Annotated in this window: 10 protein-coding genes and 1 pseudogene; all 11 read right to left on the reverse strand. The window is 36.0% G+C overall.

Features of this window, described 5'->3' with window-relative positions:
* Nucleotides 1-7 precede the first annotated feature (7 nt).
* Nucleotides 8-484 carry a type VI secretion system baseplate subunit TssE gene (gene tssE / locus AAC388_RS11460; protein ID WP_002048404.1) on the reverse strand — a complete coding sequence of 159 codons (477 nt, stop codon included), beginning with the start codon at nucleotides 482-484 and terminating at the stop codon, nucleotides 8-10.
* A 78-nt stretch (nucleotides 485-562) separates the two neighbouring features.
* Nucleotides 563-1,066 carry a type VI secretion system tube protein Hcp gene (locus tag AAC388_RS11465; RefSeq protein WP_000653195.1) on the reverse strand — a complete coding sequence of 168 codons (504 nt, stop codon included), beginning with the start codon at nucleotides 1,064-1,066 and terminating at the stop codon, nucleotides 563-565.
* A gap of 49 nt (nucleotides 1,067-1,115) precedes the next feature.
* Nucleotides 1,116-2,597, reverse strand: coding sequence for a type VI secretion system contractile sheath large subunit (tssC, locus tag AAC388_RS11470; protein WP_032003316.1), 1,482 nt, complete (start codon nucleotides 2,595-2,597; stop codon nucleotides 1,116-1,118).
* The gene (tssB, locus tag AAC388_RS11475; RefSeq protein WP_005041656.1) at nucleotides 2,590-3,093 is read right to left on the reverse strand and encodes a type VI secretion system contractile sheath small subunit; all 504 of its coding nucleotides are present in this window, start codon (nucleotides 3,091-3,093) and stop codon (nucleotides 2,590-2,592) included. Before tssB ends, tssC begins: the two co-directional genes overlap by 8 nt.
* A gap of 16 nt (nucleotides 3,094-3,109) precedes the next feature.
* On the reverse strand, nucleotides 3,110-3,799 hold the full coding sequence (locus tag AAC388_RS11480) for a hypothetical protein (protein ID WP_032013146.1): 690 nt from the start codon (nucleotides 3,797-3,799) through the stop codon (nucleotides 3,110-3,112).
* A 684-nt stretch (nucleotides 3,800-4,483) separates the two neighbouring features.
* Nucleotides 4,484-5,389: a tetratricopeptide repeat protein gene (locus tag AAC388_RS11485; protein WP_342370645.1), complete on the reverse strand. Its 906-nt coding sequence runs from the start codon at nucleotides 5,387-5,389 to the stop codon at nucleotides 4,484-4,486.
* A 16-nt stretch (nucleotides 5,390-5,405) separates the two neighbouring features.
* Nucleotides 5,406-6,189 (reverse strand): annotated as a pseudogene (locus tag AAC388_RS11490) (putative type VI secretion system effector).
* Between the two features lie 3 nt (nucleotides 6,190-6,192).
* Nucleotides 6,193-6,984, reverse strand: a complete 792-nt coding sequence (locus AAC388_RS11495; RefSeq protein WP_032053520.1) for a putative type VI secretion system effector — start codon at nucleotides 6,982-6,984, stop codon at nucleotides 6,193-6,195.
* Nucleotides 6,985-9,762, reverse strand: coding sequence for a T6SS effector BTH_I2691 family protein (locus AAC388_RS11500; protein ID WP_342370646.1), 2,778 nt, complete (start codon nucleotides 9,760-9,762; stop codon nucleotides 6,985-6,987).
* Between the two features lie 4 nt (nucleotides 9,763-9,766).
* Nucleotides 9,767-10,705 (reverse strand): hypothetical protein, encoded by a 939-nt coding sequence (locus AAC388_RS11505; RefSeq protein WP_342370647.1) that lies wholly within the window; start codon nucleotides 10,703-10,705, stop codon nucleotides 9,767-9,769.
* Nucleotides 10,702-13,329, reverse strand: coding sequence for a type VI secretion system Vgr family protein (locus AAC388_RS11510; protein WP_342370648.1), 2,628 nt, complete (start codon nucleotides 13,327-13,329; stop codon nucleotides 10,702-10,704). The genes AAC388_RS11505 and AAC388_RS11510 overlap by 4 nt, the downstream gene beginning before the upstream one ends.
* Nucleotides 13,330-13,353: the final 24 nt, after the last annotated feature.

Raw genomic sequence — 13,353 nt, forward strand, 5'->3', positions numbered from 1 at the left:
ACTATGCCTAGGTTCTCGCTGAAATTACATATTGCTGCGTTGTCGGTTTTAACAATGCATCAAAAACGACAGGTTCATACAGTGGATGAATATTTAGATACGCCTGAATGCTTAAACACAATGCCCCCATATTGTGCCCATCCAACAACATCTCTACCCGTATTTGTCTTAACCGAGGTTCATGAGCTGCAATTGACTGTTCAATAGATTGGCAAATCTTGTCACGATCTAGCGGATTGGCTGTAGATAGCCCCACAAAATCAATAATACCGAACTGAAGTATAGATTTTTTAACTAGCGGGTAATCATCAACTACATGATCCAATTTAGCGACTCGACTGTTAAGTAAGTCTTCTAAATCTTTTGCTACCGATTCTCTTAATTGCTGAATAGAAAGACCTTTTGCATAATCTTCACTTTCAGGAATTAAGCGGTCAAACAAAGTTGAACGAAATCCATATGGATAAAGCCGATCTAAATTCATTCGAGTTCACAACAAGCATGCTTAAAGACAGCAGAGGCTAACTTTAAGTCAGCCTCCACCAAATATTCACTTAAACAATTACGCTGCGTAAGAAGCAGTATTGTTAGAAAGTGACCATTTCTTAGTAACAGCACCTTTAGCAGTACCGTTAATATCTTGTTGATTGTAAGTCCATTCAACAGCTGCGTATTTCAAACCAAACGCTTCTGTTGGAACACCTTCTTCATTAACTGTTGGAGTTACACTAGAAACTAGAACATGCTTCAATTTGATTTGTAAGTACTTGATGCGCTTATCACCATTTGCACGGTAGAAGTCAATTTGTACTTCATCAAATGTATAACCAGCTGAACATGCTTCCCATAATTTCGGGCTAGTTGCATCTAGATCTTTAACAAAAACCATATCTGAATGTTCAACACGTTCAGCAGTATGACCACCAACACTACTTGAAGTAGCAGATTTAGGTTGACGAATGTTATGAGACCAAGAGTTAACTTCTAACCAGCCTTTGTGCTCAGAGTCACGAGACTCTCCATCAACTTTGTATTTACCGCGAAACTCAACGTATATATCTTTCATTTAGAACTTTCCTATTTGTAATTTAAAGTTATTCTTTCGCTGACCTTTATTAATTTGAGGACTGAGGTAACTCAGTGACAAGTCGTAAAGAAACTGACAACTCGTCCAGCTGGAAGTGTGGTCGCAAGAAAACCACAGATTTGTAGTGACCTGGTTGAGCAGGGTCTTCTACAACTTTTACAGACGCTTCACGTAGAGGGTATTGAGCTTTTGCTTCTTGAGAAGCGCCATCGTCAAGTAATACATACTGTGACAACCACTCATTTAAGAATGCTTCAACATTTCCAGCAGAAGCAAAGCTACCCACTTTATCTCTCATCATTGCTTTTAAATAATGAGCAATGCGTGAAACGGCCATGATGTACTGAATTTGACTCGATAAAGCAGAGTTAGCATTTGCTGTATCATTGTCATATTTTTTAGGTTTTTGAGTTGATTGCGCGCCAAAGAAAGCAGCGTAATCAGTGTTTTTACAATGCACTAAAGGAATAAAGCCTAAATCGCTTAATTCTTTTTCACGGCGATCAGTGATTGCAATTTCGGTTGGGCATTTAAATACCACTTCGCCATCTTGTGTTTTAAAAGTGTGTACAGGCAAGCCTTCGACTAAACCACCACCCTCAACACCACGAATTGCAGCACACCAACCATGCATATCAAATGCATTTGTTAAACGAGTACCGAAAGCATAAGCAGCATTCATCCACAAATATTCATTGTGGTTTGCGCCTGAAACATCTTCAGCAAAGTTGAAGCCTTCAGTAGCTGTTCCTTCCTTTGGATGATAAGGAAGACGACCAAGCACATGTGGCAAGGTTAAAGCAACATAACGAGCATCTTCACTGTCACGGAATGAACGCCATTGTACATATTCAGCTGTTTCAAAGATTTTTGAAACATCTCTAGGACGATCAATATCTGTAAATGACTCTAGACCAAGAATGCTTGGGCTAGCGGCCGAAATAAATGGCGCATGAGCAGCTGCAGCAACATGAGAGATTTGCTCAAGCAAATACATATCAGAAGGCGTACGGTCGAATTCAAAATCACCAATGAGCGCTGAATATGGTGCACCACCAAAAGACCCGTATTCTTCCTCATAGATTTTTTTGAACAAGGTGCTTTGATCGAAGTCTGTAGCGCCCTGGAAATCTTTTACCAACTCTTTCTTAGTCGTATTTAACATACGAATTTTAATAAGAGGGTTAGATGGTGTCTCTTGACAGAAATAATAGAGACCACGCCAAGTTGACTCAATTTTTTGGAATTGTTCATTGTGCATGATCTGACTTAATTGACTTGAAATCAGCGCATCAATTTCTGCAATACGCTTATCAATTGATAAAGTCATATTTTCAGAAACGGTAATTGTTCCTGCCATTACTTCTTTAGCAAGCTCACCGATTAAGCTTTTTGCACGTGAATGTTCTTCTTCATTTCGGGCAATACGACTTTCTTCGACAATCGAGTCTAAGAGATTAACCTGTTCATTTTCAACAAGAGGCATTGCTGCAGATTGAGTATTATTCATGATCAGCCTCCGCACTTAATTTACGAATCTGATCTGTATTTTTAAGAACTTCATCAAGTAAGTCTTCTAAACGTTCACTGTTAGAAATTTTGTTTCTTAAGTCAGTTAAACGCTCACGAGCTTCCACAAGTTTCTTTAATGGATCAACCTGTTGAACTACATTTTCTGGACGAAAATCTTCCATTGACTTAAATGTTAAATCAACAGCGATCTTACCGCCCTCTTCTGTCAACGTATTATCTACCTGAAAAGCAGCTCTTGGAGATAATGACTCCATAACTTCATCAATATTATCTAAATCAACATTAATGAATTTTTTATCTTTTAATTTTGTACGCTCAAGCTCAGATGCAGCCGAAAAATCACCCATCACACCCACAACGAATGGTAGTTCTTTCGCTTCTTTTGCATCACCAATTTCGACATCATATGTAAGCTGAACACGTGGAGGTCGAATTCGCTGAAGCTTCTTTTGTACGCTCTCTCTCTTAGCCATAAGATTCTATTCCGGATTATTTAATTAAAGGGTCAAAAGGCGAACTTTTTGATTTATTAACAGTGGCTGCAGGTGCAGCTTTAGGTTTTACTGTAGTCGTCTTTGCTGGGCTTGATACTCGTTTATTTGACGTTCTAGAAGTACTCGCTTTATTACGCGTTACATACTGTTTTTTATAACTTCTTTTTTCGTTATCATCTGAGCTACTTTCTGAACTAGCTTTAAAGCTCGATGGGTCCGGGGCAGGCATGGCAGTATGAATATTTTCAATTAACTGCTTTGCAGGAGGATAAGTCACATCATTGCTTAAATATCTCAGTTCCTGAGTACGCATTTGCTGTAAAGAGTTATTTGCAATGCTCACACCGGATAAAAACAAGACATCTGTTATTAATGAACCGCGTATATTTTGACTTTGCAATTGACTTGCTAAATTCAATGCTTTAACTGGTTGATTGGTTTGATAAAACCGCATAGCAGCTTTAGCTAATAAATCATTTTTTTGAGTTGCATTATCGCTATCACAAACTTGTTTAAAAATATTCAATAGCTCAGGATCATTTTGACCTTCTGCTAGAGGGTTCTTCTTAATACAACTTTTTTTAAGTTTTACAGGCTCTAGTTCTGCTGCTTGAGCATATGATAGACCGATAATGTTTCCAGTCAGAAAAAGTATCAAAATACTTCGTTTCAACACAACTTTCATTCCTCTGTTTTCTTATTTATTCAAGGCTTTACCGAAAAGTTAATATTCTTAAAACATTAAAAAATCAGTCTAAAAACCTTATATTCAAAAAATTTAGGCACAGTTTATCATATAAACAAACATATTTTATATAAAAATCATATCAACTTAAACTAAAAGTAAATAGTTAAGATGCTTATAAAATATAGCTTAATAAAGTTATTCTTATAAAAACATAATATTGTTATTTTTTGTAATTAAAAATAAGTTGTTGAATTTCAACAATTAAATTAAAATTAAAACTAAACCAAAAATTATCATAAATATCACTTAGTTAAGATTTATGAAACATTTTCTTAAAAAGATTTTATTTAATTTAAAAGATAAACGAATTAAATGATTGTAAAAGATACATTTCAAATTTATGAAAGTAGAAACTCAAAATTAATAAAAATAAAATTGTCAAGACTAATCGGTCTATTTAGTATATTTTTCATTTCACTTTGTGAGAGCAAGTAGAACCAATAAAGCCCATAGATTTGTAAATAACCATCTTTCCTTTAGGGTCAAGCTCTTGCATAACCCAAAACCATATTCGATATCAAGAAAATTAAACTATTTGACTTTATATTTTTAAAGGATATTGCGATTTTTAAGTTTGTAAAGGCTCTTCTATTCAAAAGAGCCTTTTATTTAAGTATAAATTTAGATTTTAGACTTCCAATAATTAGCTTTCTCAGGATTATATCTTGAACTACTATCATCCGAATAAATATTAAATAACAACTCTATTCCAGCCTTATTTCCATTGCGTACAGCCATTTCTGCATATCGTATTGACTCATCTAAATTTTGTTTCATACCTGCACCATTATAATATTTAAGAGCAGTATTATATTGCGCTAACGCATGTCCATGATCAGCCGCACGCTTAAACCAAACAAGTGCTTTAAGTGGATCTTGCTCTACCCCCTCACCTCGCTCATAAGCCAAACCTACATTGTTTTGTGACTCAATATCTCCCTGTTCAGCAGCTTTTAATATCCATTTAAAAGATGCTTTGATATCCTTTTTAACGCCATCCCCACCATATAATTGAGCAGCAACTACTGTCTGGGATTGTATGAGTCCTAACTCAGCAGATCGAATAAAATATGTAAACGCTTTTGCTCTATCCTGTTTTACATTTAAACCTTTGTAATATGCCAGCCCAACATTGTGAATTGCGGAAGGGTTTCCTTTTTTAGCTCCTTCTTCAAACCACATTAAAGCTTTTTGATCATCCTTTTTTACAACTTGATTGCCATTTCGATAAATCAGTCCTAATTGAAGCATGGCATTTGAGGAGCCTAATTGTGCAGATTTCTCAAATAGTTCTAATGCTTTCTTTTGATCAAATTTTTCACCTTCGCCTGTGGCATACATAGATGCCAATACAAAAATAGCCTCAGCATCATTTGCTTTTGCAGCCTTTTCTAGTTCATGTTTAGACTTATATTCAGACACATCTTTATAATCTTTAGTCAAACCTCCGTGAGTGTATTCTTCTTTCTGTTGACTGCATGCAGATGTGACTAATATTAAGGTAATGACAAACAATCTAAGCTTCATTAAACAACCTTTTACTTCAAAAATTTTTCTTATCAAAATAATCTTCTGGGTATGGATCTGAGCCTTTTAAATTTTTTCTATATTTCATTACACTAATCTGGACACCTTCATCAGTTAAAAAATCATTATAGAAATCTTGTTCTTTGGGATATTCAAATCCTAGCTTTTCAAATATTTGCTCCGATAATATTCCAAAATTTTCATAACTTTTACGATAACCAAAGTAATTCACAAAAGCCATTAAAGCTGCTATCCCAAATACCCCCCCCAAAACTCCACACAATTAAACGTAAAAAAGAATCCCAAGAATAAGAAAATCTAAATATATAAAATAATAAAAGTGAAATTGATATCACCGCCCATGACAACAAGGTAAAATAATAGGTCTGCATAAAAATAGCTTTATAGCCTTTTTTTACAGATCGCCCCATTTCATAAATCATATATAACAAGCCAGACTTAGGGTCGAGGATTGCATAAACTTGATAGTGACCATCTACAGGACTGTCACTAATTACAGCTATCAGTTCATCATTTTCTTTAAAACGAACCGTCGTAAATTGCCCTAGTAAAGAATGTTCTTCTATTTCGCCCGTAAAGGTGATGCCATCTTTAGCTTTACCTGCCATTACTAGTATAGGAGCGCTGGTAAGCAGCGAACTACTTTCAGCGAGTACACCTGCAAAAGCAGTTCCAGCTGCAATTCCACCAATGTTCTGATTTATGGGAATTTTAGTCTTTGCTTTTTCTAAAGAATGTATTGGACCTTTAACTAACTTAAGGTTTAATTTATGTTCCACTACTTATTCGCTTGTTGTATTCTTACTAAAATAATCTTCTGGGTATGGATCTAGACCTTTTAAATTTTTTCTATATTTCATTACACTAATCTGAACACCATCATCAGTTAAAAAATCATTATAGAAATCCTGTTCTTTTGGATATTCAAATCCTAGCTTTTCAAATATTTGCTCCGATAATGCTCCAAAATTTTCATACGATTTCCTATAACCAAAATAATTAACAAAACCAGAAATTGCTACAGTAACAAATAAAGTAATGCCAACAATCTCTAGAAAATATAAAATGGTATTCACAGAATAAGAAAAATTAAAAATAAAATAAAATAAAATAAAAATTAAAAGAAAACCCCATGACAACAATGTAAAATAATAAGTTTGCTTAAAAATGGCTTTATACCCCATTTTTACTGAACGCCCCATCTCATAAATCATATACAATAAGCCTGATTTAGGGTCGATAATTGCATAGACCTGATAACGTCCATCTACAGGTTTTTCGCTAATTACAGCAATCAACTCATCATTTTCTTCAAAACGTGCTGTCGTAAATTGTCCGATTACTGGATATCCCTCTACTTCACCAATAAAAGTTATACCATCCTTAGCCTTAGCGGCCATTACTAATATAGGTGCACTGGTCAGCAACGAACTACTCTCAGCGAGCACACCAGCAAAAGCGGTCCCAGCCGCAATTCCACCAATATTCTGATTTACTGGAATTTTAGAATTTGCTTTTTCTAAAGAATGTATTGGACCTTTAACTAGCTTAAGGTTTAATTTTAAATTTTCCATTTAGACACTCACTACTGCATTATTAAACTCTTTTTCTTCTTCTTTAACATCTTTAAAAGCATCTTCACCATTTTCCTTTTTTAGCTTGAATGCACATTTTTGACACCAGTCTTGCATTGCATTGTCCAAAACATAATTTTTTAAATAAATTTCCAAAGCAACAAGTGCAATCCCAGCTACACTTAGCATAGCTCCAGCTTGGACAGCCCGTATACCCAAAATCGCTCGTCCAAGTGCATAACGTTCAACATTATAATATAACGACGTATTTTTCATGAGTGGTAGATTTAGAAGAACACTCACACCTACAGCAAGAGTTAAAAATGAAACTACAGATTTACCAAGCCCCAACGCTATAGCATAATAATTACCTTCTTGAATAGACTTACCCAAATTCTTTAAATCAATAATCAATGAAATTGTTGCACCTGCAATCGCGAAATATGCGCCAGTCCTAGCAATATAGGCAGCACGTTCTGCAAATGAAAACTTCTCCATTGAGCTACTACCCACTTCTAAAATAGCAGCTGTTGTTGCTATCATGCCTGACATAAATGACAAAGTATTATCTACCGATGGATCGATATTAAACTTGGAAATTTGTGTTCCAAAATTAATCAGTTCAAAAATAGCTACCACACCCGCCACACGTAAACTCGCACTTGGCGAACTATTCGCAATAATTCGATCAATTTGACTAGCGGTTTTTCTCGGATTTGTTGCAGGCGAAGAATATTTTTTCCAATTATTTTGAACCATTTCAGGTGTCAGCTTAATACGTTCCTTCAAAGTTTGATCTGGGATAATATAATACAGTGTATTTTTTTTAACGTTTTCTGCCAACATATCACTATGGGCAAATGTATAAAACGTTAAGCGTCCAAGTTTTTTTGCAAATTCTGAACTTGGCGTATATTTCATACTCCACTTCACTGCAGTTTGGGTCAGTTCAGACATCCAGTAAAATGTTTTTAATAGGCTAAATTTTTGCCCATGTAGCATATAACCGTTATTGGTTTTATCTGCCGCCCATTCTTGCCAAGCTTTATCCGCGGCAACAAATGCTGCAATCGCCGTTTTAGCTGCATTTTGTCCGTCATCCCAAGAAATATCGATAATACTTGGCGCCGCTGCATTATATTTATTTTTTAAACTTTCTTGGTTATAACAAATTGCCCTCATATAAATATTTTCTTTGGCAATTTTTTCCACCCCTAACCAAGTTTCAAGCAATGCCTGTCCACTTGGCACTCCACTCATACCATTAATCATATCCATTGCATGAACATAAAAAATATTTCCAAATGGAACTTGCACTTGATCATCATAAGCATGAAGGGCATTGATTACAGCCTTAGACAATAACCATTTAATATGATCATCTCCTATAGCTCTTGCTCCAGCTAAACATTCTTGAATTAAAGCGTTAATTTTTTTATCAAAATTTGATTTAGCCACCATATCCAAATTTGGCTTATATTTTTTAACCCAAATCTGTTCTCCTTCTCCTCTACTTAATTTCCCCATATCTTCAGTATAAATACCTTTATTTGCTCTTTGTTTCTCTTGAGCCTCCTTTAATAGTCTCTCTTGTTCTGCTTTTGACTTTCTTTTATATATTTTTTCTAGCTCATAATTAATATCATCAGCATCTGTTAAGTTTTTTGGTAACTCATTCCATAGCCCCATTAATACTATACTTTTAGTTGCCTGTGCACTAAATTGGCTGCGTTCATTTAACAATTTATTTTCTAAACAGATTTTAATACTATCAATACATTGAGAACTATGTAAACGGTGCTCGTTTGTAAAATCCCCATCTTTTTTTGCTAAAAAATCCATTACTTTTTTAAATTCTGAATTACGCAATGTATTTAATTTTCTTGTAATTCCTACAGGATCATATAATGCCATACAGGCAAGTGATTTAGGCTCATCTTTGAATTTATTTAATGTCGCATCGATACGGTTTTTACCAAAACTGTTTAGTTTATAAACCGTAGTTTTAAATTGGCTTGCAGCAATACAATGTTCTTGCGCACTTCCACCATTAATTAAAATTTTCTGCCACTTTCCTTCTGTTACAAACTTATCGGCATTTTTCTCATATTCAGATATTTTGGCCTTACTCATAGGCACATGCGTATGAATAATATATGCAATCTTCGCCTCATCTTTAGGGTTACTTTCTACAGCTATCACAGATGAATTAAAACTATGACCTGCTCCTTTACATGCGAACTCTGGAACACTTTTAGGTGCTTCTTTACCCACAGGAAAATAAGACAAATGTCCATTTGGAGTAACTTTATATCCAGCCCACTCCAAAGCTCCAGATGTTCTTTTTACTAAGCGATAGATATAACCAGTATCAATCATCTCAACTGCATATTTGAGATGGCTTAACTGAATATCTTTGACATTTTTACCCAAGGTTGCAGGTAAAGCAGGTGGATTATCTTTAACAACGGTGTATCGTAAAGGTAAAATATTGAAGCCTTTTTTACGACAAAAATTTGAACACTCTTTCTGGGCCTGCCCCGCACTACTATTTTGCATGTTTGCAGCAGTTGACTGTTTCGCTGATTTTGCAATTTCACTTTCTTCAATCTTCTTATTAATATTTTTAGCAACTGTTGGGTTGCGCATATCGCCCACTGCTTTGGTTTTTCCTATAACAGGAATTTGACTCTGCTTCTGTTTTTGCTGAGCAATAATCTCATTCAATAAATTATTTGATTTTGACTTACCCAATATCATTTTTTGATTTTCTGACATCTTTTTATCCATTCAATTCTTTAGCTATTTGTTCATATAAGTCTTTCGTTACATAATTCATAGCGTCCGTAAAAGACATTTTATTCATTACACAATGGTCGTAGAGCACATTGGTTACCAAGGGATGCTCTATAAAATTTTTATGTATAATTTGGCTGTAAAGACCATATGTAACTAAATCTAAATAATTTTGAAGACCATAATCGTAGTAAGCCTCTTTAAGATTTTGATGGATTTCAACTGGATGAATTTTTATTAGATCAACTTGTTCAAATTCATTTAATTGTTGAAATACATTATTAGCAATTTCAATTAAATCCAATTCTATAGATTGCTCAAGGTTCACTTTTGTTAGATTCAAGATTGATTGCGACTCATCGTAAGACTTAAAGCTAAATAGACCTTTTGGATGCAAAAAATGCCATTCTTTAAAGCCATTTAATAAGCCACCTACATATTCTGTTTTAAAAATCTCATCCAAGTAGATCATGACTCTAGGATCATACCAACGGAAAAGAATTTTTTTACCTTGATCAGAAATCACTAATTTAGTTTTTATCTGATCTCGCAATTCCTCAAGTGAGCGTGTCTTCGCCACGCCAAACCCATGAACAAAATAGCAGTCATTCGTAATATTTTTATTTCTCGATAGATTTTGCAATAAATCCTCTTTGATCTGCTCAAATACTTTTTTATCATCAATACAAATAAAAAAGAGATTTGACTTTGCAATTTCTTTTTTATGCGCTAAGGGAATATATGCAATATTTTTGTTTGATAAATTATCTATTACACCGTTAAAAATAGAATCATTCAGTGTAGTATCTAATAAAAAAATGATCTTGCCATATTCATTCAGAATTTGGATGCATTGTTCTTCAACTTTAGAAGTTATATCTTTTAAATCATTATATTGAGTTGTATTAAAAATTGACAAACTCATGATAAATCTACCTTAGCCGAACCATTTTGAGCAGCTTGAGTTTGCTTAGCCGAACAGTCTGGTAAATCTAATGCAGGTGGATTTATTGATGAGCCTCCCATAAACAAATGCTGCCCTGCTTTCACCTCAAGCTTACCGCCCGTAACAGGAAAAATACCTGAACCGTTCAGCTTAACTTGAGATCCGTTTGCTGTCAGATTAATCTCAGTTGGGCTAGTAATAAAGACCGTGTCTTCAGTTGAAGTAATCTGTACACCCTTTCGAGCAATGACATCTAAGGCATCACCTTGTGCCTGAATTTCAACTTTACCTTGACCAGCAAAAAGCCGAGCACCTTCTTGCGCGGCAAACAGACTTATTTTTTGACTCGCATGACTCACTATATTCTTTTGCGTACTAATATTAATACTATCTCCAGCACTTTGAGTGAGCTGTCCATTTGCACTAAGGTGTATATCTTCATTACTACTTACAGCAATACTTTTTGGAGATGCCAGCAGCATCACTGCTGATTGAAACTCAGCAGCTTTTTTAGGATCTTCTTGTTTGAGAGCTTCTAAGAAAGTCTGAATATTCTCAAGCATATCTAACGGGTCGGTTTGCTGATTTTTAGCAACTTCACTGAGTGCCTTAGCATTATTTAGGCTGCCTTCTATTTGTTGTTTGGCCTCATTTGCATCGAGATGTAGGCCTTGAGCTTGATCCTGTTTGTGGGTACTAACAAGTAAGCCATTTCCAGCTCTTACCGCACCCCATTGGTCTGTTCTGAGTTCGAAGCCTTCACCTCGACCTTCACTCTCCGCCTTGTCTTTTGGATGGCTTAAGTTACCTAAGTTTAGTTGGCTTACCGCATGACTACTTTGTAGCTGAGCACTGATCTGGCCTGTGGTGTCATCAAAACGTAGTTGGTTAAAACCTTTGCCATCCACTTCTTCTGAGCGGATACCACTGAGTTTTTTAGTGTCGGGGAGCTGACCTTTCTGGTCGAACTGGGTTGGATGGCGTTCAGCTTCGTGAATACGCCCCACCACAAATGGACGGTCAATGTTGCCGTCAAAGAAGTCGATGACAACAATCTCACCGACACGTGGTAAGAAGCGTGCACCATAACCTGCACCTGCCCATGGAGTCAGCACATCAACCCAAGCTGAGTCAGTGTCATTGTCATTACTGCCTGCTCCACCATCATGGCTGTGGTCATCTGTTCGGGTAAACAGGAAGCGGACTTTTATGCGTCCCCACTGGTCAACATGAATACTTTCACCCTCTAATCCAACCACTCTAGCGCGCTGCGGGTAAGCGGCTGGTCGATGTTCAAACGGGTTATACTCAGGAACAGTTTTTATATTTCTACGCGATAAGATGAGCTCATTACCCTGACGCTCGGTTTGATCATTTAACTCGGATTGATCTTTTTGCCATTGGCTTTGGCTAAAAAGTTGATTGATTTGCTGTTGTAAATCTTTGGGCAAATTATTTTGTAAATAGAAGCTTTTACCAACAATCAGAAATTCTTTGTCTGATCCGCTATGGGTATCTATTTCAGGATGTTCATCCAATTCAAACCAATAGCCAACTTGCGTATCACGTACCGTAGTTTGTGCACGGAAATATTTTGATTGAGACGCATAATAATCAGATAGATTATTGTTGAGTTTTTCTAGCTGCTGGTGACCCGATGCAGTGGCTTGGTCTTCACCCTTTAAATCTTGCATCCAAGCAGGGCTGACATGCCATGCCTGCTCTAGACTTAAACTCGCATTATCCTGATTAGCACTATGACCATGCTTTGACTGAACACTGCCCATGCCTTCTTCTTGACTTAAAACATCAGCTTGCCAGCGTTGCACATACACGGCTGTAGGTTGCAAGCTTCGAGTTGGCACAAGACTCGCCATACTGTCTTGTTGTTCAACTGCGCTACTGCGATGATAACGGATATTTCTTCGGTCTAATGCTAAATATGATTCATTATTATCAATTAGACGTAACTTTTGTGATTGAATCTCATCAGAGCTATTAGTGACAAACAACTGAGCTTCATCAACTAACCAGTTAATACCTTCACTACGCCAAAGTCGGGTTAAAAATTCATAATCCGTTTCATTACTTTGCATGATAAAAGGTCGAACATCGTAGTCTTCGGTTAGACCTTTTAAATCCAATGTTAAACCAGAAGTAAACAAGGGGCTTTTGTTCTGCCATTCTGTAAATAGAATTTCAGTAATGTCCCGTACACTCTTATTCATAAACACACGACTATTGCGGCGTTTATGCCATAGTGCGGTTGGATCTTGCAATCTCAGTTTATACAATGTTAATGAACCATCACTCTGCCCCTGACTGGCTTCTGTAATAATTCCTGTAGTTCTAAATAGCTGCCCCTGATCAGTGACTTGATCGACTGCAACCTGACAACCAATAAATTGTTTTAATGAAATATGGGCATTGGTAGAAAGACAAAATAAATCGGCAGTCAGTCCTTCATTTAGCTGATGCTGTCCTTCAATACTTTGTAAAAAGACTTGAGTATTCAACGATGGATTAGAAAACTGAACATGAAGCACGCGCTTTTGCGAGCTGATACCCAAATCTTCTAGAATTCTATGTATATGAGATAACATCTTTTTTATGAAAACTTTGTCAGG

The organism is Acinetobacter sp. D009 (genome assembly GCF_038562025.1).
GTDB lineage: Bacteria > Pseudomonadota > Gammaproteobacteria > Pseudomonadales > Moraxellaceae > Acinetobacter > Acinetobacter pittii.